Here is a 24,783-nt window from a genome sequence, read left to right as displayed (position 1 = left end):
CGTCGGCCCGCTTACATTTCCTTGAAGCGGTAACCGACGCCGTACAGCGTCTCGATCATTTCGAAGTCGTTGTCGACGACCTTGAACTTCTTGCGCAGGCGCTTGATGTGGCTGTCGATCGTGCGGTCGTCCACATAGACCTGATCGTCATAGGCGGCGTCCATCAGCGCGTTGCGGCTTTTCACGACGCCGGGGCGCTGGGCGAGCGATTGTAGGATGAGGAACTCCGTCACCGTCAGCACGACCGGATCGCCGCGCCAGGTGCAGGTGTGGCGCTCGGGGTCCATGACCAGCGCGCCGCGTTCGAGAACCTTGGCCTCGGTCTCCTTTTGCGCCGCCGCCTCCTTCGGATTGGCGCGGCGCAGGATCGCCTTCACGCGCTCGACGAGGAGGCGCTGGGAGAAGGGCTTATGGATGAAGTCGTCGGCGCCCATCTTGAGGCCGAAGAGTTCGTCGATCTCCTCGTCCTTCGAGGTGAGAAAAATCACCGGAAGGTCCGATTTCTGCCGCAGGCGGCGGAGAAGCTCCATGCCGTCCATGCGCGGCATCTTGATGTCGAAGATCGCGAGATCCGGCGGATTGGCCCGCAGACCATCGAGCGCCTGGGCGCCGTCCGTGTAGGTCTGAACGCGATAGCCCTCGCCCTCGAGCGCAATGGACACCGAGGTCAGGATGTTGCGATCGTCGTCGACGAGAGCGATGGTCGGCATGATCAACCTTTGCTGTTGTTGGCGGCGATAGATGCATCCAGGGATACTTGGAGCGCGGGCTCGTGCGCCCGTGCGGCGCTGCGCTTTCCGTCACCCAGGGACCAAACGGGTTTCCATCAACCCGGACAAGGTCCCGATCTATCGCGGCTGAAATGTGGCCTTCAAAGCGGCCATAAACGCCCGATGCGCATTCAGGAGGCGCCTGTTCCCGTCCGCCACGAGTTCAACCGAACAGGCGGCGGCTGCGACAGCCTCACGCGCCTCTTATATACACATTTGGTCGGCAAAGCGACCCCGGCGCCTTTTTGAGACAGAAATGCAGGCAGAATCATGACGCTAGGTAAAGAGGACGGTCCCCAAAGGGACCCTCGGCAGGACCCTTCCTTCGATCCGGTGGGAGAATCCAAGCGCTTGCTGCGCGCCATTCGCACGGCGACGCTGGCGACGCTGACCGAGTCCGGCGCGCCCTTCGCGACGCTGACCGCCATCGCCACGGATCATGACGGGACGCCGATTCTCCTTTTGTCGCGGCTCGCCCATCACACCGGCAATCTGGAACGGGACGGGCGCTGCTCGCTGCTCCTCGCCCAGGGCGGGCGGGGAGACCCCATGGCCCATCCGCGCCTGACTCTCGTCGCCAAAGCCGCGCGCACGCAGGCGCCGTCTGCGCGGGCGCGCTTCCTCGCCCGCAATCCCAAGGCGCAGCTTTATGCGGATTTCCCGGACTTTTCCTTCTGGCGCGCCGAGATCGAGGCTGTCCATCTCAATGGCGGCTTCGCGCGGGCGGCTGATTTCGGCCCGGCCCAGCTCCTGGCGGATATCGGCGGCGCCGAGGCGCTGATTGCGGCGGAGGCGGACATTCTCGGCCATATGAACGCCGACCATGCCGACGCGCTGGCGCTTTATGCGGAGAAGCTCGCGGGGGCCAAGCCCGGGAAGTGGCAGGCGAGCGGGATCGACCCGGAGGGGCTCGACCTTGTCTGCAGCGACCTGACCGCGCGGGTGGCGTTCCCCAAGATCATCAGGACGCCGGCGGAATCGCGGCAGGTCCTCGTCGACCTCGCCCGTCTCGCCCGCGGCGCCTGAAACGCTGGAAGGCGCACGGGGCCGCCTAGCGACGGCCCGCGCGCCTTCGGGTTCAGATCAGACCGTCGCGAGAAAGCCGGCGATCTCGTCCTTGAGCGAGAGGCGCTTCTTCTTGAGATCCTCGATCGTCGCGTCGTCCGCCGGCTCGACATTGGTCTCCATGCGATGAATCGTGCGATTCAGCGTGTGATATTCCTCGGCGAGGCGCGCAAAATGGGCGTTGCTCGTCTTCAGATTGTGAATCGCCTCGGCATGTTCCGGGAATTCCTCGTGCAGCTCATGTGCGACATGGCTCATTTTAGGTCTCTCTCCCTCTCATTAATTGCGTAGCGCCTCCCGGCGCCCTCGAGACGCTTCTACCGGCTTTCGGGGGCGAAACTGAAGCCCTCGGTTCATGCGGCGAAAGCGCGCAAGCGGGGTCCGGGCTTGATGATCAACGCGCTCGTTCGGGCGGCTCGGGTCCGGACTCGCCGCCGACCGCCGACCGCCGATGGATCATCGCAGCAAGTTTCCGTTTCGCCATGATCGCTGCATTCCCGCAGCGTCGGGCCGATCACTTCGACGCACATGGCCGCGCAAACCTAATTTTTTGTTGGCTTGCGCTGAATCTTCGCTTGACGCGCCGCCTACCCGCGATTAGGTTCCGCCCACTTTCGACAGGCCGTAAGTTCACGCCGTCGGCGAGCGCCGCGCTCTCGACCTTCCGAACTTATACGCTGTCGCCTTGCCTGTGACCGCCAAGTACCTTTGGTAATCATACGTCGCTTCGCGGCGACGGACAGGAAGGCACGATCCCGGGTCTCCCGGGGTCCTCTGCGTCAGGAGCGCCTTGGCCTTGCGGCCATCGGCGCTTCGCTCGTTTGCGCGTCTTTGACGATGCGCTTGCGGGTTACCCCGAACATCCGCCATTCGCGTCAGCGAAGCGAAGGACTTTTTGATGCCGACGATCAGCCAGTTGATCCGCAAGCCGCGTCACCCGAAGACGTACCGCGAGAAGGCCCGCCATCTCGGCGCCTGCCCGCAGAAGCGTGGCGTGTGCACGCGCGTCTATACGACGACGCCGAAGAAGCCGAACTCGGCCCTTCGTAAGGTCGCCAAGGTGCGCCTGACCAACGGCTTCGAGGTGATCGGCTACATTCCCGGGCGAAGGCCACAACCTTCAGGAGCACTCCGTGGTCATGATCCGCGGCGGCCGCGTGAAGGATCTTCCCGGCGTTCGCTATCACATTCTGCGCGGCGTGCTCGACACGCAGGGCGTCAAGGACCGCAAGCAGCGCCGTTCGAAATACGGCGCGAAGCGTCCGAAGTAATCCGGCTCAAGAAGGAAGCATCCGATGTCTCGTCGCCACCGGGCCGAAAAGCGCGAAGTTATCGAAGACGCCAAGTTTGGCGACGTCGTGCTCGCGAAGTTCATGAACTCCATCATGTACGACGGCAAGAAGTCGTCGCCGAACGATCGTCTATGGCGCGTTCGACCAGATCGAGGCGAAGGCCAAGAGCGATCCGCTCGCCGTCTTCAAGCAGGCGCTCGAAAATGTCGCGCCGGCCATCGAGGTTCGTTCGCGTCGCGTCGGCGGCGCCACCTATCAGGTGCCGGTCGAAGTGCGCAACGAGCGCCGGCAGGCTCTGGCGATCCGCTGGATCATCACCGCGGCCGCGCGCGCGCAACGACAAGACCATGGTCGATCGTCTCTCGGCCGAACTGCTCGACGCGTCCAACAATCGCGGCGCTGCGTGAAGAAGCGCGAAGACACGCACCGATGGCGGAAGCCAACCGCGCCTTCTCGCACTATCGCTGGTAAGCCCGAGCTCTCACCGAGGACATTCGTTATGGCCCGCTCGCATCCGATCGAGGACTACCGCAACTTCGGCATCATGGCCCACATTGATGCGGGCAAGACGACGACGACGGAGCGCATCCTCTACTATTCCGGCAAGAGCCACAAAATCGGCGAGGTGCATGACGGCGCCGCGACGATGGACTGGATGGAGCAGGAGCAGGAGCGCGGCATCACCATCACGTCGGCCGCGACGACGACGTTCTGGAACGGCAAGCGCCTGAACATCATCGACACGCCCGGCCACGTCGACTTCACGATCGAAGTCGAGCGTTCGCTGCGCGTGCTCGACGGCGCGGTCTGCGTGCTCGACGGCAACCAGGGCGTCGAGCCGCAGACCGAGACCGTCTGGCGTCAGGCCGACAAGTACAACGTTCCGCGCATCGTCTTCGTCAACAAGATGGACAAGATCGGCGCGGACTTCTTCCGCTGCGTCTCCGACATCAAGACGCGCGTCGGCGGTCGGCCGGTCTGCGTGCAGCTGCCGATCGGCTCCGAGAACAATTTCAAGGGCGTCATCGACCTCGTCCGGATGAAGGCGGTCGTCTGGGAAGACGAAGGTCTCGGCGCCAAGTATCACGACGAAGAAATCCCGGCCGAGCTCCTCGATCAGGCCAAGGAATATCGCACGCATCTGATCGAGGCGGCGGTCGAGATGGATGACGACGCCATGGCGGCCTATCTCGACGGCAACGAGCCGGACGAGGAGACGCTGCACAAGCTGCTTCGCACCGCCGTGCGCAAGATCGCCTTCCATCCGGTGTTCTGCGGCTCGGCCTTCAAGAACAAGGGCGTGCAGCCGCTGCTCGACGCCGTCGTCCATTATCTGCCGTCGCCGTCGATCGCGAAGCGATCAAGGGCGTCGACGTGGACACGGGCGAGGAGATGGTGCGCAAGCCCTCCGACGCCGAACCCTTCTCCATGCTCGCCTTCAAGATCATGGACGACCCCTTCGTCGGCACGATCACCTTCGCGCGCGTCTATTCGGGCAAGATCGAGTCGGGCACGACGGTCGTCAACTCGACCAAGGACAAGAAAGAGCGCATCGGCCGCATGCTGCTGATGCACGCCAACAACCGCGAAGACATCAAGGAAGCCTACGCCGGCGACATCGTCGCGCTCGCGGGCCTCAAGGACACCCGCACCGGCGACACGCTCTGCGATCCGCAGAAGCCTGTCATTCCTCGAGCGCATGGAGTTCCCCGAGCCCGTCATCGAGATCGCGATCGAGCCGAAGTCGAAGGCCGACCAGGAGAAGCTCGGCGATCGCGCTCAGAAGCTCGCCGCCGAAGATCCGTCCTTCCGCGTGTCGACCGACCAGGAGAGCGGCCAGACCATCCTCAAGGGCATGGGCGAGCTGCATCTCGACATCAAGGTCGACATTCTGAAGCGCACCTACAAGGTCGACGCCAATATCGGCGCGCCGCAGGTCGCCTATCGCGAGCGTCTCGCAAGCGCGATCGAGATCGACTACACGCACAAGAAGCAGACCGGCGGCACCGGCCAGTTCGCGCGCGTCAAGATCATCTCGAGCCGAACGAAGCCGGCGCGGGCAATCAGTTCGAGAGCCAGATCGTCGGCGGCGCGGTGCCGAAGGAATACATCCCCGGCGTGGAGAAGGGCATCGAGTCGGTCGTTGGACTCGGCGTCCTCGCGGGCTTCCCGGTGGTCGACCTCAAGGCGACGCTCATCGACGGCGCCTTCCACGACGTCGACTCGTCGGTTCTCGCCTTCGAAATCGCGACGCGCGCCGCGACCCGCGAAGCGCTGCAGAAGGGCGGCTCGGTCCTGCTCGAGCCGATCATGAAGGTCGAGGTGGTGACGCCGGAGAATATACCGGCTTCGTCATCGGCGACATCAACTCCCGCCGCGGCCAGATCCAGGGCCAGGACATGCGCGCGCAACGCCGTCGTCATCAACGCCATGGTGCCGCTCGCCAACATGTTCGGCTACGTCAACAACCTGCGCTCCGGCACGCAGGGTCGCGCCAGCTACACCATGCTTTTCGATCACTACGAACAGGTGGCGGATGAGGTCAAGGCCAAGTACGAAGAAGGTGGGCCCAGGCCGAAATACCGCTCGCCGGGATCTCAGCGAACCCGGGTCGCAAACGGACTCTCTAAAGGAGACCAACAATGGCCAAGGAAAAGTTCTCACGCACGAAGCCGCACTGCAACATCGGGACGATCGGACACGTCGACCACGGCAAGACGTCGCTGACGGCGGCGATCACCAAGGTTCTGGCGGAGACGGGCGGAGCGACGTTCACGGCCTACGATCAGATCGACAAGGCTCCGGAGGAGCGGGCGCGCGGCATCACGATCTCGACGGCGCATGTCGAATATGAGACCTCGAAGCGGCACTACGCGCACGTCGACTGCCCCGGCCACGCCGACTATGTGAAGAACATGATCACCGGCGCGGCGCAGATGGACGGCGCGATCCTGGTGGTCTCGGCCGCCGACGGCCCGATGCCGCAGACGCGCGAGCACATCCTTCTGGCGCGCCAGGTCGGCGTTCCGGCGCTGGTGGTGTTCTTGAACAAGGTCGACATGGTCGACGATCCGGAGCTGCTCGAGCTCGTGGAGCTCGAAGTTCGCGAGCTGCTCAGCAAATATGAGTTCCCGGGCGACGACATTCCGATCACCAAGGGCTCGGCGCTGGCGGCGCTGGAGAACAAGACGCCCGAGATCGGCCATGACGCGATCCTCGCGCTGATGAAGACGGTCGACGACTACATTCCGCAGCCGGAGCGTCCGAAGGATCAGCCGTTCCTGATGCCGGTCGAAGACGTGTTCTCGATCTCGGGCCGCGGCACGGTGGTGACGGGCCGCATCGAGCGCGGCGTGATCAAGGTCGGCGAGGAAGTGGAGATCGTGGGCATCCGTCCGACGTCGAAGTCGACGGTGACGGGCGTCGAGATGTTCCGCAAGCTGCTCGACCAGGGCGAGGCGGGCGACAACGTGGGCTGCCTGCTGCGCGGCACGAAGCGCGAGGAAGTGGAGCGCGGCCAGGTTCTGTGCAAGCCGGGCTCTGTGAAGCCGCACACGAAGTTCAAGGCGGAGGCCTACATCCTGACGAAGGAAGAGGGCGGCCGTCACACGCCGTTCTTCACGAACTATCGTCCGCAGTTCTACTTCCGCACGACGGACGTGACGGGCATGGTGACTCTGCCGGAAGGCGTTGAGATGGTGATGCCGGGCGACAACATCTCGATGGAGGTGGCGCTGATCGTTCCGATCGCCATGGAAGAGAAGCTGCGCTTCGCCATCCGCGAAGGCGGCCGAACGGTCGGCGCGGGCGTCGTCGCCAGCATCATCGAGTAAGAAGCGGATCTGGACCGCGGGTCTTTCGACTCGCAGCGTCCCGCAGCCGCGCGCGCTTGCGCGCGGCTTTGAAAGCGGGCATGAGAAGCTCGCGGTCCATCAAAGGAAGAGACAATGAACGGTCAAAACATCCGGATCCGCCTCAAGGCGTTCGATCACCGGATTCTCGACACGTCGACCAAGGAGATCGTCTCCACGGCGAAGCGCACCGGCGCGCAGGTTCGCGGCCCGATCCCGCTGCCGACGCGCATCGAGAAGTTCACGGTGAACCGTTCGCCACACATCGACAAGAAGTCGCGTGAGCAATTCGAGATCAGGACGCACAAGCGCGTTCTCGACATCGTCGATCCCACGCCGCAGACGGTGGACGCGCTGATGAAGCTCGACCTCGCCGCAGGCGTCGACGTCGAGATCAAGCTCTAAGAAGAACTTCCGGGCCCTCTGGCGGTAACGCGAATGGCCCCGCGAAGGAAATGCACATGCGATCGGGCGTCATCGCGCAAAAGGTCGGAATGACCCGCATCTTCACGATGCGGGCGAGCATGTGCCGGTCACGGTGCTGAAGCTGGACGGCTGCCAGGTCGTCGCTCAGCGCACCAAGGAGAAGAACGGCTACACCGCCGTTCAGCTCGGCATCGGCCGCGCCAAGGTGAAGAATGTCTCCAAGGCCGAGCGCACGCGCTTCGCCGCGGCCAAGGTCGAGCCGAAGATGAAGCTCGCCGAGTTCCGCGTGAACGAGGACGCGCTGCTCCCGGTCGGCGCGGAGATCACCGCCGACCACTTCGTCGTCGGCCAGTTCGTCGACGTGACCGGCACCACGACCGGCAAGGGCTTCGCGGGTCCGATGAAGCGCTGGAACTTCGGCGGTCTGCGCGCGTCCCACGGCGTCTCGGTCTCGCACCGTTCGCATGGTTCGACCGGCGGCCGTCAGGATCCCGGCAAGACCTTCAAGAACAAGAAGATGGCCGGCCACATGGGCGTCGATCGCGTCACCACGCAGAATCTGCGTGTCGTGCTGACCGACGTCGCGCGCGGCCTGGTGCTGGTCGAAGGCGCCGTACCCGGCACCGCCGGCGGCTGGATTTACGTGCGCGACGCCGTCAAGCGCGCGCTCCCCAAGGACGCGCCGCAGCCGGGCAAATTCCGTCTGGCCGACGCCGCGCCCGCGCAAGAAGAAACGAAGGAGGACTGAGCCGTGAAGATCGACGTCACGTCGTTCGACGGACAGTCGGCCGGTTCGATCGAGCTTTCCGACGAAGTGTTCGGCCTGGAGCCGCGCGTGGACCTCATCGCACCGATGATCCGCTGGCAGCTCGCCAAGCGCCGGCCGGCACCCACGCGGTCAAGAACCGCGCGGAGATCGCGCGCACCGGCAAGAAGATGTACAAGCAGAAGGGCACCGGCGGCGCTCGCCACGGCTCCAAGCGCGCGCCGCAGTTCCGCGGCGGCGGTCGCGCGTTCGGCCCGAAGTGCGCAGTCATGAGCACGAGCTGACCAAGAAGGTCCGCGCCCTGGCGCTGAAGCACGCTCTCTCGGCCAAGGCCAAGGACGGCGGCATCGTCGTGTGGGAGAACGCCGAACTCGACGCGCCGAAGACGAAGGTTCTCGCCTCCGGCTTCGCCAAGACCGGCCTCAACAGCGCGATCATCATCGTCGGCGGTTCGCCGCAGGAGAACTTCCCGCTCGCGGCGCGCAACATTCCGAAGATCGACGTGCTGCCGGTCGAGGGCGTCAACGTTTACGACATCTCCGTCGCGAGAAGCTGGTTCTGACCCGCGCCGCCGTGGACGCGCTGGAGGCGCGCCTGAAATGAGCAAGGACGTCCGCCACTACGACGTGATCGTCGCGCCGGTCATCACCGAGAAGGCGACGCTCGCTTCCGAGAACAATCAGGTGGTCTTCAAGGTCGCCAAGACCGCGACGAAGCCGCAAATCAAGGCGGCGGTCGAGGGCCTGTTCGACGTGAAGGTCGAGTCCGTGAACACCTCGGTCCGCAAGGGCAAGGTGAAGACGTTCCGCGGCGTGCGCGGCCAGCAGAGCGACGTCAAGAAAGCCGTCGTCACGCTCGCCGAAGGTCACAAGATCGACGTGACGACCGGACTGTGACGGAAGGCGTGAGGACAGAACATGGCGCTGAAGACATTCAAGCCGGTCACGCCGAGCCTTCGTCAGCTCGTCATCGTCGACCGCAGCGACCTCTACAAGGGCAAGCCGGTCAAGACGCTGACCGAGGGCAAGACCTCGAAGGGCGGCCGCAACAATGGTCGCGTGACGGTCCGTTTCCGCGGCGGCGGCCACAAGCAGGCCTATCGTCTCGTCGACTTCAAGCGTCGCAAGATCGACGGGCCGGCAAGGTCGAGCGCCTTGAATATGATCCGAACCGCACGGCCTTCATCGCCTGATCCGCTACGAGGACGGCGACGCTGGCCTACATCCTCGCGCCGCAGCGCCTGGGCGTCGGCGACAGGTCGTCTCGGGCCGAGCAGGTCGACGTCAAGCCGGGCAACGCCATGCCGATCGGCCAACATTCCGGTCGGCACGATCGTCCATAACGTCGAGATGAAGATCGGGCAAGGGCGGCTCCATCGCGCGTTCGGCCGGCTCCTATGCGCAGATCGTCGGCCGCGACCAGGGCTATGTGATTCTCCGCCTCAACTCCGGCGAGCAGCGCCTGGTCCACGGCCAGTGCTTCGCCACGTCGGCGCGGTTTCGAACCCCGATCACATGAACACCTCGATCGGCAAGGCCGGTCGTTCGCGCTGGCTCGGCCGTCGCCCGCACAACCGCGGCGTCACGATGAACCCGATCGACCATCCGCATGGCGGCGGCGAAGGCCGCACCTCGGGCGGCCGGCATCCTGTGACGCCCTGGGGCAAGCCGACCAAGGGCAAGAAGACCCGCTCCAACAAGTCGACCGATCGATTCATCGTGTCCTCGCGGCACAATGTCGGAAGAAGAAGGGCTGATCCATGGCTCGTTCTATGGAAAGGTCCGTTCGTCGACGGCTATCTGCTCAAGAAGGCGGAGACCTCGCGCGCGTCCGGCCGCTCGGAAGTCATCAAGATCTGGAGCCGCCGCTCCACGATCCTGCCGCAGTTCGTCGGCCTGACCTTCGGCGTGCACAACGGCCAGAAGCACATCCCCGTCGCTGTCAGCGAAGACATGATCGGTCACAAGTTCGGCGAATTCGCGCCGACGCGCACCTTCCACGGTCACGCGGCGGACAAGAAGGCGAAGAGAGGCTAATCGATGTCCAAGCAGGCCAATCCGCCCCGGCTCGCGGAGAACGAGGCCAAGGCGGTCGCGCGCATGCTGCGCGTGTCGCCCGCAGAAGCTCAATCTTCTCGCCAGCTCATCCGCGGCAAGAAGGTCGAGCGCGCGCTCGCCGATCTCGAATTCTCGAGCAAGCGCATCGCGCTCGACGTACGCAAGACGCTGGAGAGCGCCATCGCCAACGCCGAGAACAATCACGGTCTCGACGTCGATGATCTGATCGTCGCGCAGGCCTTCGTCGGCAAGGCGCTGGTCATGAAGCGCTTCCACGCCCGCGCCCGCGGTCGTGCGAGCCGGATCGAGAAGCCCTTCTCGAACCTCACGATCATCGTGCGCGAAGTCGAAGCGCAAGCGAACGCCTAAAGGATCAGAACCATGGGTCAGAAGGTCAATCCGATCGGGCTGCGCCTCGGCGTCAACCGGACCTGGGATAGCCGCTGGTTCGCTGCCAAGTGGCGAATACGGCAAGCTGCTGCACGAGGACATGGCGATCCGCGCGCACATCATGAAGGAACAGCGCGAAGCCGGCATTTCGAAGATCGTCATCGAGCGCCCGCACAAGAAGTGCCGCGTGACCATCATGACGGCGCGTCCCGGCGTCGTGATCGGCAAGAAGGGCGCGGACATCGAAGATCCGCAAGCTCGTCGCCAAGCTCACGAGCTCGGAAGTCGTGATCAACATCGTCGAGTGCGCAAGCCGGAAATCGACGCGACGCTGTCGCCGAAGGTCGATCGCCCAGCAGCTCGAGCGCCGCGTCGCCTTCCGCCGCGCCATGAAGCGCGCCGTTCAGTCGGCGATGCGTCTCGGCGCCAGGGCATCCGCATCAACTGCTCGGGCCGTCTGGGCGGCGCCGAAATCGCCCGCCACCGAATGGTACCGCGAAGGCCGCGTGCCGCTGCACACGCTGCGCGCCGACATCGACTTCGGCTACGGCGTTGCGCGCACCGCGTACGGCATCATCGGCATCAAGGTTTGGATCTTCAAGGGCGAGATCCTCGAGCACGATCCGATGGCGCAGGACAAGCGCCGGAAATGCCGAGAGCGGCGCTCCGCGTCCGCGTCTGGCGGCGATCATCATCGAGCGTGATCGCGACCGGGATCCGCGGCGACCGCGACCGTCGTGGTGGCGCGTGGCCGCGCGAACCCGCCGCTTCCGACGCCTCCGTCGACGCGCGAACGCAAAAGAATTCAAAGAGCACCTATCATGCTGCAACCCAAACGCACAAAGTTCCGCAAGGCCTTCAAGGGCCGCATCCACGGCGCCTCGAAAGGCGGCTTCTCGCTGAACTTTGGTCAGTTCGGCCTGAAGGCGATGGAGCCGGAGCGCATCACCGCGCGCCAGATCGAAGCGGCGCGTCGCGCCATGACGCGCCACATGAAGCGCGCCGGCCGCGTGTGGATCCGCATCTTCCCGGACGTGCCGGTCTCCAAGAAGCCGACCGAAGTCCGCATGGGCAAGGGCAAGGGCGCGCCCGAATTTTGGGCGGCGCGCGTCAAGCCCGGCCGCATCATGTTCGAGGTCGACGGCGTCCCGGCGCCGCTGGCGCGCGAGGCCCTGACCCTCGCCGCGGCCAAGCTGCCGATCAAGACCCGTTTCATTGAGCGCATCGCCGAGTAACAGGAGGACGACATGAAAGCCAAGCAGCGCCTCTCCGACATCAAGGCGATGAGCTCGATCAGCTCGACGACCAGCTGGCTGAAGCTCAAGAAGGAGCAGTTCAACCTGCGCTTCCAGCGGGCGACCGGCCAGCTCGAGAACACCGCCCGCGTTCGCGTCGTTCGTCGCGACATCGCCCGGGCGAAAACCATCGCCGCGCAGAAGCGCACGGAAAAGTAAGGAAGCGCCATGCCGAAGCGAATTCTCCAGGGCGTCGTCGTCTCCGACAAGCAGAACAAGACCGTGGTCGTGAAGGTCGAGCGCCGTTTCACGCACCCGCTGCTCCAGAAGACGGTCCGCCGCACGAAGCACTATCACGCGCATGACGAGAACGGCGCGTTCAAGGTCGGCGACACGGTCTTCATCGAAGAAACGGCTCCGATTTCGAAATTGAAGCGTTGGCGGGTTGTGGAAAACGCGACAAACGCGTAAATAGCCTCGCTTGGGCGTCAACGTCGCAGACGCTTAGAGAGCGCCTTTCAGGCCGTCGGAGAGTTGGGAATTGCCCGATCGCAAGACCCATGCGATGGGGAAGAGCGTTGGGAAAATGATGAGATCGGCGTCGCGATAGGGCGCGGCCGAAACCAGACCGGATTGAAAGGCGGGTAAGCCATGATCCAGATGGAGAACAAATCTCGACGTCGCCGACAATTCCGGCGCGCGCCGCGTCCATGTGCATCAAGGTGCTGGGCGGCTCGAAGCGCAAATACGCGGCGTGGGCGATATCATCGTCGTCTCGATCAAGGAGGCGATCCCGCGCGGCCGCGTGAAGAAGGGCGACGTGCTGAAGGCCGTCGTCGTGCGCACCGCGAAGGACATCCGCCGCGCCGACGGTTCGGTGATCCGCTTCGATCGCAACGCCGCGGTGCTGATCAACAATCAGAAGGAGCCGATCGGCACCCGTATCTTCGGACCCGTGCCGCGCGAGCTTCGCGCCAAGAACCACATGAAGATCATCTCGCTCGCGCCGGAGGTGCTGTGATGGCCGCGAAGATCAAGAAGGGCGACAAGGTCGTCGTCTCGCCGGCCGCGACAAGGGCAAGACCGGCGAGGTGCTCCGCGTGATCCCGGACGAAGGCCGCGCCGTCGTCGACGGCGTCAACATGGTCAAGCGCCATCAGCGCCAGACCAAGGACCGTGAGGCGGGCATCGTCAACAAGGCCGCCACGATCGACCTGTCGAACATCGCGATCGCCGACCCCAAGGACGGCAAGCCGACCCGCGTCGGCTTCAAGATCCTCGACGACGGCCGCAAGGTTCGCGTCGCCAAGCGTTCCGGAGAAGTGATCGATGGCTGAGGAAAAGAAGGCCAAGGCCGCAGCGCGCCAAGAAGGCCGAGCAAGAAGGCGAAGGCCGACAAAGCCGCTTCGTCCGAGCCGCGCGCAGCCGCTGCGCCGCGTCCGGCCGATTACGCCGCGCATGAAGGAAGCACTATGAAGAAGTGGTTCGCCAGCAGCTCATCGAGCAGTTTGGCTACAAGAACCCGCTCGAAGTGCCGACGATCGAGAAGATCGTGCTCAACATGGGCGTGGGCGATGCGGTCAACGACACGCAAGAAGGTCGACCTCCGCCGCGGGCGATCTCAGCCTGATCGCCGGTCAGAAGCCGGTGGTGACACGCGCCCGCAAGGCGATCGCGACCTTCAAGGTCCGCGAGAACATGCCGATCGGCGCGAAGGTGACCCTGCGCAAGACCGCATGTACGAGTTCCTCGACCGTCTGATCACGTGGCCCTGCCGCGCGTGCGCGACTTCCGCGGTCTCAACCCGAAGTCCTTCGACGGCCGCGGCAACTACGCCCTCGGCATCAAGGAGCACATCGTGTTCCCCGAAATCGACTACGACAAGGTCGACAATCGTATCCTCGGCCTCGACGTGATCGTTTGCACCACGGCCAAGACCGACGACGAAGCGCGCGCCCTGCTCAAGGCGTTCAATTTCCCGTTCCGGCAGTGAGGCCATAAGGCCTCAAACGCGGATACCGAAAGGCTAAAATACTCATGGCGAAGAAAAGCGCGATTGAGAACAACAAGAAAAAGGCGAAGCTGGCGGTCAAGGCTACGCCGGAAGCGCAAGCGCTTGAAGCTGCTCGCTAAGGATAAGACGAAGACACCGGAAGAGCGTTTCGCTGGCTCGCCTGAAGCTCGCGCAGCTTCCGCGGAACTCGGCCGCGATCCGCATTCGCAACCGCTGCGAAGTGTCGGGCCGCCCGCGCGCCTACTATCGCAAGCTCAAGATGTCGCGCATCGCGCTGCGTGAGCTCGGGTCCCGCGGTCGGATTCCGGGCCTCGTGAAGTCGAGCTGGTAAGGAGAGCGGAATCTGAAATGGCGATCAACGATCCGCTCGGCGATTTGCTGACCGCATCCGCAACGCGCAGATGCGCCGCAAGGACAAAGTGTCCACGCCGGGCTCGAAGCTGCGCGCGCGTCCTCGACGTGCTCAAGGAAGAAGGCTACATCCGCGGTTATTCGACCACGGATTTCGGCAATGGCCGCACCGAGTTCTCCATCGAGCTGAAGTATTTCGACGGCCAGCCGGTCATCAAGGAGATCGAGCGCGTCTCCCGTCCGGGCCGTCGCGTCTATGCGGCTGTCGACGCCGTTCCGCGCGTGGCGAATGGCCTCGGCGTGACGATCATGTCGACCCCCAAGGGCGTCATGGCCGATCATGCGGCCCGCGAAAACAATGTCGGCGGCGAGGTGCTGTGCAAGGTCTTCTGACCTTGCCCGCCAGCGAACAGGATTTGAAGACCATGTCTCGTATCGGCAAGAAGCCCGTGGTCGTCCCGGCCGGCGTCACCGCCAAGGTCGACGGCCAGCTCGTCCGTGAAGGGCGCGAAGGGCCAGCTCGCCTTCACCGTTCCCGACGCCTTGAAGGTGCAGAGAACGGACAACGCGATCAAGGTTGACCCGCGCAACGACACCAAGCGCGCCCGCGCGCTCTGGGGCACGTCGCGCGCCCGCGTCAACAACCTCGTCATCGGCGTGACGACGGGCTTCGAGAAGAAGCTCGAGATCACCGGCGTCGGCTATCGCGCCGCCGTCCAGGGCAAGGTGCTGCAGCTCGCCCTCGGCTATTCGCATGATGTGAACTATCCGATTCCCAACGGCATCAGCATCGTAACGCCGAAGCCGACGGAAATCATGATCAGCGGCATCGACAAGCAGCAGGTCGGCCAGGTTGCGGCCGAGATCCGCGCCCTGCGCGGCCCCGAGCCCTACAAGGGCAAGGGCGTCAAATACGCCAACGAATTCATCTTCCGCAAGGAAGGCAAGAAGAAGTAAGGATCGGCCGCCATGGCCAAGGATGTCAGCATCGAACAGCGCCGCAAGGCGCGTGTCCGCAAGGCGATCCGCGAGCGCGCCTATGGCCGCCCGCGTCTCTCCGTGTTCCGTTCGTCGAAGCAGATCTACGCGCAGATCATCGACGACGAGAAGGGCGTGACGCTCGCGGCGGCTTCTTCTATCGAGAAGGCGAATCGCGAGTCGCTGAAGACCGGCGCAAATACCGACGCCGCCAAGGTCGTCGGCAAGCTCCTTGCGGAGCGCGCGACGGCGAAGGGCGTCAAGCAGGTCGTCTTCGATCGCGGCAGCTTCTATGTATCACGGCCGCGTCAAGGCGCTGGCCGACGGGGCGCGCGAAGGCGGCCTCGAGTTTTAAGAGATACTCGAGAGGAACGAAATCGTGGCCGCGTAAGTGACGGAAGAAAAGAATGCGCGTGAATCTGAAGGCGGTCGCGGTCGCGATCGCGATAGGGAAGAGCGCGACAGCGAATTCGTGGATCGTCTGGTCCACATCAATCGCGTCGCGAAGGTCGTGAAGGGCGGCCGTCGCTTCGGCTTTGCCGCGCTCGTCGTCGTCGGCGACCAGAAGGGCCGCGTCGGCTTTGGCCACGGCAAGGCGCGCGAAGTGCCGGAAGCGATCCGCAAGGCGACGGAAGCCGCCAAGCGCGCGCTGATCCGCGTGCCGCTGCGCGAAGGCCGGACGCTGCATCACGACGTCTATGGCCGTCATGGCTCCGGCCGCGTGATCCTGCGCGCCGCGCCGGCCGGCACCGGCATCATCGCCGGCGGTCCGATGCGCGCCGTGTTCGAGACGCTCGGCGTGCATGACGTCGTCGCGAAGAGCCAGGGTTCGTCGAACCCCTACAACATGATCCGCGCCACCTTCGACGCGCTGACGCGCGAAGATTCGCCGCGCGCGGTCGCCGCCCGCCGGAACAAGAAGGTTTCCGATATCGTATCGCGCCGCCGCCAGGGCGTCGACGCCGAAGCCGTCGACGCGTAACGGGAATAACGGAAGCTCGTTGCACTTCTGCCGCTTCGAACTGAGGTTACGATTAAGATCGAAGAAAACGATCACGTCGAGCAGGGCAGCCCGATCGGCGTCCTGAGCGGCAGCGCCAGACGCTGCGCGGGCTGGGGCTGACGCGCATCGGTCGCACCTCGACGCTGGAAGACACACCGGCCGTTCGCGGCATGATCGCCAAGGTGGCGCATCTCGTCAAAATCGTCGGCGAGAAGTGAGGACGCGGCTATGAAGCTCAACGAAATCTCCGACAATCCGGGTTCCAGCAAGAACCGGATGCGCGTCGGCCGCGGCATCGGCTCCGGCAAGGGCAAGACCGGCGGACGCGGCGTCAAGGGCCAGAAGGCCCGCACCGGCGTCGCCATTGGCGGCTTCGAAGGCGGTCAGATGCCGCTGCATCGTCGTCTGCCGAAGCGCGGCTTCCACAACCCGTTCACGGTCGACTACAACGAGGTCAATGTCGGCCGCATCCAGGCGGCCGTCGACGCCGGGAAGCTGGACGCCTCGGCGCCCGTGACCCTCGAGGCGCTCATCGCCGCGGGCGTTGTCGCCAAGCCGCGCGACGGCGTGAAAATCCTCGGCCAGGGCGAGATCAAGGCGAAGCTCGCCTTCGAAGTCTCGGCTGCGTCCAAGGGCGCCATCGCCGCGATCGAGGGCGCCGGCGGTTCGGTCGAGCCGAAGGCGAACCCGCTTCGACGAAGAAAAGCGCCAGAAGTCGGCCCGCTCTGCGCAAGGGCGAAGCCGCGCCGCGAAAGCGGAACGCAATCGCGCGTCCGACCGGGCGGAGGACTGCCCGGCTGAGCGTCCGCGGCTGGAAAGCACTGGAAACGGCGCATTCCGGACCCAAGTTGTGGTTTTGCCGAAAGCGCTCGGTTGGCAGCACCGCGGCGGCGACGAGGGATAGAGACCATGGCATCGGCAGCCGAGCAGCTCGCGGCCAACGTCAATCTCTCCGCCTTCGGCAAGTCCGAGGAACTCAAGAAGCGCATCTTGTTCACGCTGGGCGCGCTCATTGTCTATCGCCTCGGCACCTATGTGCCGCTGCCGGGCATCGATCCCGACGCCTTCGCGAAGAGCTTCTTTGGCCAGTCCAAGGGCATGCTCGAGCTGTTCAACATGTTCGCCGGCGGCGCCGTGCAGCGCGCGCGATCTTCGCGCTGAACATCATGCCGTATATCTCGGCCTCGATCATCATTCAGCTGCTGACGTCGGTGTTCCCGACCCTCGAGTCGCTGAAGAAAGAAGGCGAGCAGGGCCGCAAGGTCCTCAACCAATATACGCGCTATCTGACCGTCGTGCTCGCGACCTTCCAGGCCTACGGCATGGCGTCGGCCTCGAAGGCGCAGCAAGGGGTCGTGACACGGATCCGGGCCTTTTCTTCCGCATCACGACGGTCATGACGCTTGTCGGCGGCACGATGTTCCTGATGTGGCTCGGCGAGCAGATCACCGCGCGCGGCATCGGCAACGGATCCTCGCTGATCATCTTCGCGGCATCGTCGCGGCCTTCCCGTCCGCCATCATCTCGACCCTCGAACTCGGTCGCCAGGGCGCCATTTCGACGGGCATCATCCTTGGCGTGATCGCGATGTCCTTCTTCGTCATCGCTTTCATCGTCTTCATGGAGCGCGCCCAGCGCCGCCTGCTGATCACTTACCCGAAGCGCCAGCACGGCAACCGGGTCTATGAGGGCCAGACGTCCTTCCTGCCGCTGAAGCTGAACACGTCGGGCGTCATTCCGCCGATCTTCGCCTCGTCGCTGCTGCTGCTGCCGACCACGGTCGCGAACTTCTACCAGTCGACGGGGTCAGAGAGCATCTTCGCGACGATCTCGGCCTATTTCGGCCATGGCCGTCCGCTCTATATGCTGGCCTATGTCGGCCTGATCGTATTCTTCGCCTTCTTCTACACCGCGATCGTCTTCAACCCGACGGAAACGGCCGATAACCTGCGGAAGCATGGCGGCTTCCTCCCCGGCATCCGCCCCGGCGAAGCGCACGGCGAAGTTCATCGACGACGTCCTCATGCGCATCACCGTGCTGGGGGCCGCCTATCTCGCCATTATCTGTCTTCTGCCGGAAGGGCTCATCGCCTATGCGAACCTGCCCTTCTATTTCGGCGGCACCTCGCTCCTGATCGTCGTCAGCGTCACGATGGACACGGTCGCTCAGATCCACAGCCACATGCAGGCGCAGCAATATGAGGGGCTGATCCGCAAGACCAAGCTCAAGGGACGTCGTAAATGAGGCTCGTCCTTCTCGGCCCCCCAGGCGCCGGCAAGGGAACGCAGTCAGCCCGTCTGGTCGAGAAGCTGGGAATTCCCCAGCTCTCCACCGGCGACATGCTGCGCGCCGCCGTCGCCGCCGGCACGCCGATCGGCCTTAAGGCCAAGGCGATCATGGACGCCGGCCAGCTCGTGCCCGACGCAGTCGTCATCGGCATCATCGACCAGCGCATCGACGCGCCCGACTGTGCGAACGGCTTCATTCTCGACGGCTTTCCGCGCACTGTCGCCCAGGCGGAGGCGCTTCGGGAGTTGCTGGCCAGGAAGGGCATCGGCCTCGATGCGGTCGTGGAGCTCGTCGTGGACGACACCAAGCTGGTCGAGCGGATCGAAGCGCGGTCGCGAGACTTTGGAGGCCGGCGGCCGGTTCGGGCCGACGATAATCCCGAAAGCTTCAAGACGCGGCTCGACGCCTATCGCCAGCAAACGGCGCCGGTCTCTGCCCATTACGCCCAGAAGGGCGAGTTGAAGCAGGTCGATGGGATGCTGCCCATCGACGATGTGACCGCAGCGATAGACAAGACGCTCGGTCACTGATAGTTCGAGGACAGGCCCGGCTCCGCCGGGCCATTTCTTTTCGACCCTTCCCAAAATCAGAGAACCCCGATGGAAGCAAAATCCTTTTGCGGCCTCGACTTCGGCACGTCCAATTCGACGGTCGCGGTTCAGGGCGCGCAAGATGTCGAGCTGATTGCGTTGGAAGGCGGCTCCCGCACCCTCCCGAGCTCGATCTTCTTCGACTTCTCCAGCGGCGCGCCGGTCTTCGGTCGTGCGGCCATCCAGGCCTATGTCGACGGTGTTGAAGGCCGGCTGATGCGCAGCCTCAAATCCGTCCTTGGCACGGCGCTCATGGACGAGACGACGCGCATCAAGACCAGGACCTATACCTTCAAGGATATTATCGGACTGATCGTCGGGCGTTTGAAACAGACGGCCGACGCCGCGGCGGGCGCCGACACAACCCAAGCCGTTCTTGGCCGGCCGGTTCATTTCGTCGACGACGATCCCGCCGCCGACCGTCGCGCGCAGGACGCATTGGAGGAGATCGCGCGCGCCCAGGGCTTTCGCGAGATCGCCTTCCAATATGAGCCGATCGCAGCGGCGCTCGCCTATGAGCAGACGGTGCGAAACGAGCAATATGCGCTCATCGCCGACATTGGCGGCGGCACGTCGGACTTCTCCGTCGTGCGCGTCTCGCCGGAGGGAAAGTTCCGCGCAGACCGGGCGGCGGACGTTCTCGCCAACAAAGGCGTGCATATCGGCGGGACCGACATCGACCGGCTCTTCAGCCTGAAGACGGTCATGCCGCATCTGGGCCTCGGAACCGAGATGCGCATGCCGTTCAGCGACAAGTCGATCCTGGTTCCGAACGGTTTTTACGTCGATCTCGCGACCTGGCACCGGATCAACCTGCTCTACACGCCCAAGGTCGCGCGCGACATCGAGGAATTGCAGCGCTACGCTCTCGAGCCGCAGAAAATCGCGCGGCTCGCGGAGATTATGGAGTGCCGTCGCGGCCATTCCATCGCCCTGTCGGTCGAAAAGGCGAAGATCGACCTTTCAGGCGCGGAGACGGCTGCGATCGATCTCGCCGAGGTCGAGCGCGGCTTTGCCGTGGGAGCCGACCCGAAGACGCTCAACGACGCGATCGCCGACCAGTTGGGCTCCCTGACGCGCACGCTGAAGGAGACGCTCGCTGCCTCCGGGCTCGCGGGAGACCGCATCGGCGCCGTCTTTCTCACCGGCGGCTCCACCGCGATTCCGGCTGTGCGCACGGCGGTTACGGGAGCGACGCCCGGCGCCAAGATCATCGAAGGCGACATGTTCGGCGCCGTCGGTTACGGGCTGGGGCTGGACGCGCGGCGCAAATTCGGGTCTGATGCGCTGCGTCGAAGCGCTTGAGTCTCGCGCGGGCAGGGGAGAAATATTGCTTCTCCCTTGCGTATTTTCCTTGACTCGCGCGCAATCGCTAGTTATCGGCTCACTTCCGACGAAAATTCAGGAAGTTCTCTTCGGAGGGCTTCCGTTTTTGCGTTTCGGTGAATCTCGATCCGAAATTCCCGCAGGGGCCGGCCTCCACCGGACGCGGGTTCATCATCCGGCGGCGCCGCGAGGTTGCCGCCCGACATGGAGAAAATCGTGGCTCGTATCGCAGGCGTCAATATCCCGACCAACAAGCGCGTCGTCATCGCGCTTCAATATATTCACGGCATCGGCGCGAAGAAGGCCGAGGAGATCTGTGAGAAGGTGAACATCCCGGCGGAGCGCCGCGTGGCCCAGCTCACCGACGCTGAAGTCCTGCAGATCCGCGAGACGATCGACCGCGACTATCGGTCGAAGGCGATCTGCGCCGCGAAGTCGCGATCAACATCAAGCGCTTGATGGACCTTGGCTGCTATCGCGGCCTGCGCCATCGCCGCCAGCTGCCGGTCCGCGGCCAGCGCACCCACACCAACGCCCGCACCCGCAAGGGCAAGGCGAAGCCGATCGCCGGCAAGAAGAAGTAATCGGCTGAATCGCCGATCATCCCCGGGCGTGTTCCGGGGATTTCTTGTCGAAAGATGGCCGGGAAAGCCCGGCCATGACGCAGTGAAGACCATCCCCAGCGCCTGGCGTTACGGGCGCGCTTGAAGGACCAGGAACAAAATGGCCAAGGACACCACCCGCGTTCGCCGCCGCGAGCGCAAGAACATCGTCTCCGGCGTCGCGCACGTCAATTCGACGTTCAACAACACGATGATCACCATCACCGACGCGCAGGGCAATACCGTGTCCTGGTCGTCGGCCGGCACGATGGGCTTCAAGGGCTCGCGCAAGTCGACGCCCCTACGCCGCGCAGATGGCGGCCGAAGACGCCGCGCGCAAGGCTGGCGAGCACGGCGTCCGCACGCTCGAAGTCGAGGTTTCCGGCCCCGGCTCGGGCCGTGAATCGGCGCTGCGCGCGCTGCAGGCGGCGGGCTTCACCGTCACCTCCATCCGCGACGTGACGCCGATCCCGCACAACGGCTGCCGTCCGCGCAAGCGAAGCCGCGTCTGACGCCGGAGGGCGCACGGAGCGCCCACACGTCGCGCGGCGCGCCGCGCGAGAGACTTGAATCGCCCCAGATTCGTCCGGGGCGGTTTTTGTCGAAAGGGCTCCCTCATCCTTTGAGGGGCCGCTCGAAAAGCCCGCTGCTTTCATCCGAGCATATTTCGCGCGTGGTCCGACTTTTCTCCCCGACGGGCCGCGTTCAGGAGCTTCAAGGAAAGGCGTCCAAGTGAGCATCCAGAAGAACTGGCAGGAACTCATCAAGCCGAACAAGCTCGAAGTGACCGCGGGCGACGATCCGCGCAGCGTGGCGACCGCGGTCGCCGAGCCGCTGGAGCGGGGCTTCGGCCTGACGCTCGGCAACGCGCTGCGCCGCATTCTTCTCTCCTCGCTGCAGGGCGCGGCGATCACCTCGATCCATATCGACGGCGTTCTGCACGAATTCTCGTCGATCCCGGGCGTTCGCGAGGACGTGACCGACATCGTCCTGAACATCAAGGACATCGCCATCAAGTATCAGGGCGAGGGCGTGAAGCGCCTGACGCTCAAGAAGACGGGCCCCGGCGCCGTCACCGCCGGCGACATCCAGGCGACGGGCGACGTCCAGGTCCTCAATCCCGACCTCGTCATCTGCACGCTGGACGAGGGCGCGGAGATTCGCATCGAATTCACGGTTTCGACCGGCAAGGGCTATGTCCCGGCCGACCGCAACCGCGCCGAGGACGCGCCGATTGGCCTCATCCCGGTCGACAGCCTCTATTCGCCGGTCAAGAAGGTCAGCTACCGCGTCGAGAACACCCGCGAAGGCCAGGTGCTCGACTACGACAAGCTGACCCTGACGATCGAGACCAACGGCGCCGTCACGCCGGAGGACGCGCTCGCTTTCGCCGCGCGCATCCTGCAGGATCAGCTCAACGTCTTCGTCAATTTCGAAGAGCCGCGCCGCGAAGAGAGCCGCCCCGTCGATCCCGCAGCTCGCCTTCAACCCGGCGCTGCTCAAGAAGGTCGACGAGCTCGAGCTGTCGGTGCGTTCGGCGAACTGCCTGAAGAACGACAACATCGTCTATATCGGCGACCTCATCCAGAAGTCGGAAGCCGAGATGCTCCGCACGCCGAATTTCGGCCGCAAGTCGCTCAACGAGATCAAGGAAGTCCTCGCGCAGATGGGCCTGCATCTCGGCATGGAAGTCCCCGGCTGGCCGCCGGAGAACATCGACGATCTCGCCAAGCGGTTCGAAGAGCATTACTGAGTTCATTCCCTCTCCCCGTCCGCGGGGAGAGGGTTAGGGTGAGGGGCGAGGGGTATAGCGATGCTTCGCCCCTCACCCCGACCCTCTCCCCGTAAACGGGGCGAGGGAGATAAACGACGGCCGTACCTTGGCACGGCGGCCGCATAACAACGGAGAGAGCCAATGTATCACGGTCACAAGAAGCGCCGCTTTGGCCGCACCCATGAGCACCGCAAGGCCATGTTCGCGAATATGGCGCAGGCGCTCATCAAGCATGAGCAGATCGTCACGACGCTGCCCAAGGCGAAGGACCTGCGGCCGGTCGTCGAGAAGCTGGTCACCCTCGGCAAGCGCGGCGACCTTCACGCGCGCCGCCAGGCCATCGCGCAGATCAAGGACGTCAAGCTCGTCGGCAAGGCTCGGCCCGCGTACAAAGAAGCTACACCCGCGTTCGAGGCCGGTCCGCTCGACAACGCCCGCGCTACAACGTGAATGACGCGCAACGGCGGCTACACGCGCGTGCTGAAGGCGGGCTTCCGCTCCTCGCCGCGGCGACTTAATTCCGCCCCGCGCCGTGATCGAATTCGTCGAGCCTCGCCTGCGCGACGTCTTTCCGCCGCCCATAAGATACTCCTGCGCGATCCGCGCACCGATCTCGCCGTTCTCAAGCTGACGGAAGGCTCGAACTTCCCGACCATGGAGCTCGGCGACAGCGACGCGCTCGAAGTCGGCGATCTGACGCTCGCCATCGGCAATCCGTTCGGCGTCGGCCAGACGGTGACGCAGGGCATCGTCTCGGCGCTGGCGCGCACCCATGTCGGCATTTCCGACTACGGCTTCTTCATCCAGACCGACGCGGCCATCAATCCCGGCAATTCCGGCGGCCCGCTCGTCGACATGAACGCGCGCGTCGTGGGCATCAATTCCGCGATCTTCTCGAAGTCGGGCGGCTCGGTCGGCATCGGCTTCGCGATCCCCGTGAACATGGTCAAGAGCGTCCTGGCGGCGGCCAAGGGCGGCGGCAAGATGGTCAAGCGCCCCTGGCTCGGCGCGACGCTGCAGAGCATCTCGCAGGACATCTCCGAGGGTCTGGGCCTCGATCGCCCGACCGGCGCGCTGCTCGCCGACGTCGACCCCAAGGGGCCGGCGGCGGAAGCGGGCCTCAAACGTGGCGACGTGATCATATCCGTCGACGGCCAGCCCGCCGACGATCCCGAGGCCGTGGGCTATCGTCTCGGCACCAAGCCGCTCGGCGGGCAGGCGACGGTCGGCGTGCTGCGCGGCGGCAAGAAGATCGTCGCGCAGATCCGTCTCACCCCCGCGCCGGAGACGCCGCCGCGCGATCCGGTGAAGCTGAAGGGCCAGTCGCCCTTCGCCGGCGCCACCGTCATCAACATCTCGCCGGCCGTCGTCGAGGAAATGTCCGTGCAGGGCGTGATGAATGGCGTCGTCGTCTCGGAGATCGAGGATGGCTCTCTGGCGCAGCAACTCAATCTGCAACGCGGCGACATCGTGATGGCGGTCAACGACCAGAAGATCGATTCGACGCGCGACCTCGAAAAAGCGACGGCGAGCCGCGCCTATTACTGGAAGATCACCCTTGCGCGCGGCGGGCAGGTCTTCACGACCGTGGTCGGCGGCTGACCAAGGGAGCTCGGCGTGAGCGGCGTCTCGATCCTCGTCACGACGATCGACAGGGAAGACAAGGCGCGCGCCCTTGCGCGCGCCGCCCTCGCCGAGCGCCTCGCCGCCTGCGTCCAGATTTTTCCCATCGCGAGCCATTACGCCTGGAAGGGCGAATATTGCGAAGAGACGGAGTTCCGGTTGGAGATGAAATGTCGCGCCGAAGATTACGCCGCCCTCGCTGATCTGACGCGTCGTCTCCATAGCTACGAAACGCCGGAAATCCTTCGCATCGACGTTGCGGAAACTGACGCCCCTTACGCCGCTTGGTTGCGGGACGCCACCCGGCGGGACTGAGCGATTTCGCCGAGAACCGCGGGCGGGGCCCCGCATGAGCTGATGTTGTCGACTTTGCCTTGATC

General features: G+C 64.6%; 21 protein-coding genes and 18 pseudogenes. 37 read left to right on the top strand and 2 right to left on the bottom strand.

The window, feature by feature from the left end:
• Positions 1-11 precede the first annotated feature (11 nt).
• Positions 12-710, bottom strand: a complete 699-nt coding sequence (locus ACPFMJ_RS10850; protein WP_424360061.1) for a response regulator — start codon at positions 708-710, stop codon at positions 12-14.
• A 330-nt stretch (positions 711-1,040) separates the two neighbouring features.
• Between ACPFMJ_RS10850 and ACPFMJ_RS10845 the strand changes: the two genes are divergently transcribed.
• A complete protein-coding gene (locus ACPFMJ_RS10845) occupies positions 1,041-1,796 on the top strand; it encodes a HugZ family protein (RefSeq protein WP_424360060.1) in 756 nt (251 codons plus the stop codon).
• Positions 1,797-1,853: 57 nt separating this feature from the next.
• Here the strand turns inward: ACPFMJ_RS10845 and ACPFMJ_RS10840 are convergent, their stop codons facing one another.
• Positions 1,854-2,093: a YdcH family protein gene (locus ACPFMJ_RS10840; protein WP_424360059.1), complete on the bottom strand. Its 240-nt coding sequence runs from the start codon at positions 2,091-2,093 to the stop codon at positions 1,854-1,856.
• A gap of 640 nt (positions 2,094-2,733) precedes the next feature.
• Between ACPFMJ_RS10840 and rpsL the strand changes: the two are divergent.
• The 36 genes and pseudogenes from rpsL (at position 2,734) to cutA (ending at position 24,718) form a co-directional block, all read left to right on the top strand.
• A pseudogene (gene rpsL, locus ACPFMJ_RS10835) lies at positions 2,734-3,106 on the top strand (30S ribosomal protein S12).
• Between the two features lie 24 nt (positions 3,107-3,130).
• Positions 3,131-4,409, top strand: a pseudogene (rpsG, locus tag ACPFMJ_RS10830) (30S ribosomal protein S7); the annotation flags it as partial.
• 110 nt (positions 4,410-4,519) lie between these two features.
• Positions 4,520-4,738: pseudogene (locus ACPFMJ_RS10825) on the top strand (EF-Tu/IF-2/RF-3 family GTPase); the annotation flags it as partial.
• 88 nt (positions 4,739-4,826) lie between these two features.
• Positions 4,827-5,353: pseudogene (fusA, locus tag ACPFMJ_RS10820) on the top strand (elongation factor G); the annotation flags it as partial.
• Between the two features lie 84 nt (positions 5,354-5,437).
• Positions 5,438-5,854 (top strand): hypothetical protein, encoded by a 417-nt coding sequence (locus tag ACPFMJ_RS10815; RefSeq protein ID WP_424363846.1) that lies wholly within the window; start codon positions 5,438-5,440, stop codon positions 5,852-5,854.
• The gene (gene tuf / locus ACPFMJ_RS10810) at positions 5,770-6,960 is read left to right on the top strand and encodes an elongation factor Tu (RefSeq protein WP_424360058.1); all 1,191 of its coding nucleotides are present in this window, start codon (positions 5,770-5,772) and stop codon (positions 6,958-6,960) included. The genes ACPFMJ_RS10815 and tuf overlap by 85 nt, the downstream gene beginning before the upstream one ends.
• 114 nt (positions 6,961-7,074) lie before the next feature.
• Positions 7,075-7,383 (top strand): 30S ribosomal protein S10, encoded by a 309-nt coding sequence (gene rpsJ, locus ACPFMJ_RS10805; protein ID WP_014890764.1) that lies wholly within the window; start codon positions 7,075-7,077, stop codon positions 7,381-7,383.
• A gap of 56 nt (positions 7,384-7,439) precedes the next feature.
• Positions 7,440-8,152 (top strand): annotated as a pseudogene (rplC, locus tag ACPFMJ_RS10800) (50S ribosomal protein L3).
• Between the two features lie 3 nt (positions 8,153-8,155).
• A pseudogene (gene rplD / locus ACPFMJ_RS10795) lies at positions 8,156-8,773 on the top strand (50S ribosomal protein L4).
• Positions 8,770-9,066 carry a 50S ribosomal protein L23 gene (locus tag ACPFMJ_RS10790; protein ID WP_424360057.1) on the top strand — a complete coding sequence of 99 codons (297 nt, stop codon included), beginning with the start codon at positions 8,770-8,772 and terminating at the stop codon, positions 9,064-9,066. The pseudogene rplD and the gene ACPFMJ_RS10790 overlap by 4 nt, the downstream one beginning before the upstream one ends.
• A 21-nt stretch (positions 9,067-9,087) precedes the next feature.
• The gene (gene rplB / locus ACPFMJ_RS10785) at positions 9,088-10,206 is read left to right on the top strand and encodes a 50S ribosomal protein L2 (protein WP_424360056.1); all 1,119 of its coding nucleotides are present in this window, start codon (positions 9,088-9,090) and stop codon (positions 10,204-10,206) included.
• Positions 10,207-10,209: 3 nt separating this feature from the next.
• The gene (gene rplV, locus ACPFMJ_RS10780; RefSeq protein WP_424360055.1) at positions 10,210-10,596 is read left to right on the top strand and encodes a 50S ribosomal protein L22; all 387 of its coding nucleotides are present in this window, start codon (positions 10,210-10,212) and stop codon (positions 10,594-10,596) included.
• A 121-nt stretch (positions 10,597-10,717) separates the two neighbouring features.
• Positions 10,718-10,807 (top strand): annotated as a pseudogene (locus tag ACPFMJ_RS10775) (30S ribosomal protein S3); the annotation flags it as partial.
• Positions 10,808-10,904: 97 nt separating this feature from the next.
• Positions 10,905-11,321: a hypothetical protein gene (locus ACPFMJ_RS10770; protein WP_424363759.1), complete on the top strand. Its 417-nt coding sequence runs from the start codon at positions 10,905-10,907 to the stop codon at positions 11,319-11,321.
• A 117-nt stretch (positions 11,322-11,438) separates the two neighbouring features.
• Positions 11,439-11,852 (top strand): 50S ribosomal protein L16, encoded by a 414-nt coding sequence (gene rplP / locus ACPFMJ_RS10765; protein ID WP_424363758.1) that lies wholly within the window; start codon positions 11,439-11,441, stop codon positions 11,850-11,852.
• Positions 11,853-11,864: 12 nt separating this feature from the next.
• A complete protein-coding gene (gene rpmC / locus ACPFMJ_RS10760; RefSeq protein WP_424363757.1) occupies positions 11,865-12,071 on the top strand; it encodes a 50S ribosomal protein L29 in 207 nt (68 codons plus the stop codon).
• A gap of 9 nt (positions 12,072-12,080) precedes the next feature.
• Positions 12,081-12,323, top strand: a complete 243-nt coding sequence (gene rpsQ / locus ACPFMJ_RS10755) for a 30S ribosomal protein S17 (protein ID WP_424363756.1) — start codon at positions 12,081-12,083, stop codon at positions 12,321-12,323.
• 241 nt (positions 12,324-12,564) lie between these two features.
• Positions 12,565-12,873 carry a 50S ribosomal protein L14 gene (gene rplN, locus ACPFMJ_RS10750; protein WP_424363755.1) on the top strand — a complete coding sequence of 103 codons (309 nt, stop codon included), beginning with the start codon at positions 12,565-12,567 and terminating at the stop codon, positions 12,871-12,873.
• A pseudogene (rplX, locus tag ACPFMJ_RS10745) lies at positions 12,873-13,189 on the top strand (50S ribosomal protein L24). The gene rplN and the pseudogene rplX overlap by 1 nt, the downstream one beginning before the upstream one ends.
• Before the next feature lie 121 nt (positions 13,190-13,310).
• Positions 13,311-13,845 (top strand): annotated as a pseudogene (gene rplE, locus ACPFMJ_RS10740) (50S ribosomal protein L5).
• A gap of 44 nt (positions 13,846-13,889) precedes the next feature.
• A pseudogene (gene rpsN, locus ACPFMJ_RS10735) lies at positions 13,890-14,197 on the top strand (30S ribosomal protein S14).
• A gap of 17 nt (positions 14,198-14,214) precedes the next feature.
• The gene (rpsH, locus tag ACPFMJ_RS10730; RefSeq protein WP_424363754.1) at positions 14,215-14,610 is read left to right on the top strand and encodes a 30S ribosomal protein S8; all 396 of its coding nucleotides are present in this window, start codon (positions 14,215-14,217) and stop codon (positions 14,608-14,610) included.
• A gap of 32 nt (positions 14,611-14,642) precedes the next feature.
• Positions 14,643-15,174, top strand: a pseudogene (rplF, locus tag ACPFMJ_RS10725) (50S ribosomal protein L6).
• 12 nt (positions 15,175-15,186) lie between these two features.
• Positions 15,187-15,550, top strand: a pseudogene (gene rplR / locus ACPFMJ_RS10720) (50S ribosomal protein L18).
• A 36-nt stretch (positions 15,551-15,586) separates the two neighbouring features.
• Positions 15,587-16,177 (top strand): 30S ribosomal protein S5, encoded by a 591-nt coding sequence (rpsE, locus tag ACPFMJ_RS10715; protein ID WP_424363753.1) that lies wholly within the window; start codon positions 15,587-15,589, stop codon positions 16,175-16,177.
• An 83-nt stretch (positions 16,178-16,260) separates the two neighbouring features.
• Positions 16,261-16,416: pseudogene (gene rpmD, locus ACPFMJ_RS10710) on the top strand (50S ribosomal protein L30); the annotation flags it as partial.
• A 10-nt stretch (positions 16,417-16,426) separates the two neighbouring features.
• Positions 16,427-16,999 (top strand): 50S ribosomal protein L15, encoded by a 573-nt coding sequence (gene rplO, locus ACPFMJ_RS10705; protein WP_424363752.1) that lies wholly within the window; start codon positions 16,427-16,429, stop codon positions 16,997-16,999.
• A gap of 108 nt (positions 17,000-17,107) precedes the next feature.
• Positions 17,108-18,443 (top strand): annotated as a pseudogene (secY, locus tag ACPFMJ_RS10700) (preprotein translocase subunit SecY).
• A complete protein-coding gene (locus tag ACPFMJ_RS10695; RefSeq protein WP_424363751.1) occupies positions 18,440-19,018 on the top strand; it encodes an adenylate kinase in 579 nt (192 codons plus the stop codon). Before secY ends, ACPFMJ_RS10695 begins: the two are co-directional and overlap by 4 nt.
• A gap of 69 nt (positions 19,019-19,087) precedes the next feature.
• Positions 19,088-20,383: an Hsp70 family protein gene (locus ACPFMJ_RS10690; RefSeq protein ID WP_424363750.1), complete on the top strand. Its 1,296-nt coding sequence runs from the start codon at positions 19,088-19,090 to the stop codon at positions 20,381-20,383.
• A 237-nt stretch (positions 20,384-20,620) separates the two neighbouring features.
• A pseudogene (gene rpsM / locus ACPFMJ_RS10685) lies at positions 20,621-20,988 on the top strand (30S ribosomal protein S13).
• Positions 20,989-21,127: 139 nt separating this feature from the next.
• Positions 21,128-21,518, top strand: a pseudogene (gene rpsK / locus ACPFMJ_RS10680) (30S ribosomal protein S11).
• 226 nt (positions 21,519-21,744) lie between these two features.
• A pseudogene (locus ACPFMJ_RS10675) lies at positions 21,745-22,759 on the top strand (DNA-directed RNA polymerase subunit alpha).
• A 162-nt stretch (positions 22,760-22,921) separates the two neighbouring features.
• Positions 22,922-23,141: pseudogene (gene rplQ, locus ACPFMJ_RS10670) on the top strand (50S ribosomal protein L17); the annotation flags it as partial.
• A gap of 89 nt (positions 23,142-23,230) precedes the next feature.
• A complete protein-coding gene (locus ACPFMJ_RS10665; protein WP_424363749.1) occupies positions 23,231-24,382 on the top strand; it encodes a trypsin-like peptidase domain-containing protein in 1,152 nt (383 codons plus the stop codon).
• A 15-nt stretch (positions 24,383-24,397) separates the two neighbouring features.
• The gene (gene cutA, locus ACPFMJ_RS10660) at positions 24,398-24,718 is read left to right on the top strand and encodes a divalent-cation tolerance protein CutA (protein ID WP_424363748.1); all 321 of its coding nucleotides are present in this window, start codon (positions 24,398-24,400) and stop codon (positions 24,716-24,718) included.
• Positions 24,719-24,783 lie beyond the last annotated feature (65 nt).

It is taken from the genome of Methylocystis parvus (assembly GCF_049675845.1).
In the GTDB taxonomy this organism is placed as follows: Bacteria; Pseudomonadota; Alphaproteobacteria; order Rhizobiales; family Beijerinckiaceae; genus Methylocystis; species Methylocystis parvus_A.
This window is presented reverse-complemented; position numbering and strand designations above follow the sequence as displayed.

Bases quoted from the DNA above. Each gene is read 5' to 3' on its own strand.
- ACPFMJ_RS10850 (WP_424360061.1), bottom strand. From the start codon at position 710: ATGCCGACCATCGCTCTCGTCGACGACGATCGCAACATCCTGACCTCG.
- ACPFMJ_RS10845 (WP_424360060.1), top strand. From the start codon at position 1,041: ATGACGCTAGGTAAAGAGGACGGTCCCCAAAGGGACCCTCGGCAGGAC.
- ACPFMJ_RS10840 (WP_424360059.1), bottom strand. From the start codon at position 2,093: ATGAGCCATGTCGCACATGAGCTGCACGAGGAATTCCCGGAACATGCC.
- ACPFMJ_RS10815 (WP_424363846.1), top strand. From the start codon at position 5,438: ATGAAGGTCGAGGTGGTGACGCCGGAGAATATACCGGCTTCGTCATCG.
- tuf (WP_424360058.1), top strand. From the start codon at position 5,770: ATGGCCAAGGAAAAGTTCTCACGCACGAAGCCGCACTGCAACATCGGG.
- rpsJ (WP_014890764.1), top strand. From the start codon at position 7,075: ATGAACGGTCAAAACATCCGGATCCGCCTCAAGGCGTTCGATCACCGG.
- ACPFMJ_RS10790 (WP_424360057.1), top strand. From the start codon at position 8,770: ATGAGCAAGGACGTCCGCCACTACGACGTGATCGTCGCGCCGGTCATC.
- rplB (WP_424360056.1), top strand. From the start codon at position 9,088: ATGGCGCTGAAGACATTCAAGCCGGTCACGCCGAGCCTTCGTCAGCTC.
- rplV (WP_424360055.1), top strand. From the start codon at position 10,210: ATGTCCAAGCAGGCCAATCCGCCCCGGCTCGCGGAGAACGAGGCCAAG.
- rplP (WP_424363758.1), top strand. From the start codon at position 11,439: ATGCTGCAACCCAAACGCACAAAGTTCCGCAAGGCCTTCAAGGGCCGC.
- rpmC (WP_424363757.1), top strand. From the start codon at position 11,865: ATGAAAGCCAAGCAGCGCCTCTCCGACATCAAGGCGATGAGCTCGATC.
- rpsQ (WP_424363756.1), top strand. From the start codon at position 12,081: ATGCCGAAGCGAATTCTCCAGGGCGTCGTCGTCTCCGACAAGCAGAAC.
- rpsH (WP_424363754.1), top strand. From the start codon at position 14,215: ATGGCGATCAACGATCCGCTCGGCGATTTGCTGACCGCATCCGCAACG.
- rplO (WP_424363752.1), top strand. From the start codon at position 16,427: ATGAAGCTCAACGAAATCTCCGACAATCCGGGTTCCAGCAAGAACCGG.
- ACPFMJ_RS10695 (WP_424363751.1), top strand. From the start codon at position 18,440: ATGAGGCTCGTCCTTCTCGGCCCCCCAGGCGCCGGCAAGGGAACGCAG.
- ACPFMJ_RS10690 (WP_424363750.1), top strand. From the start codon at position 19,088: ATGGAAGCAAAATCCTTTTGCGGCCTCGACTTCGGCACGTCCAATTCG.
- ACPFMJ_RS10665 (WP_424363749.1), top strand. From the start codon at position 23,231: ATGACGCGCAACGGCGGCTACACGCGCGTGCTGAAGGCGGGCTTCCGC.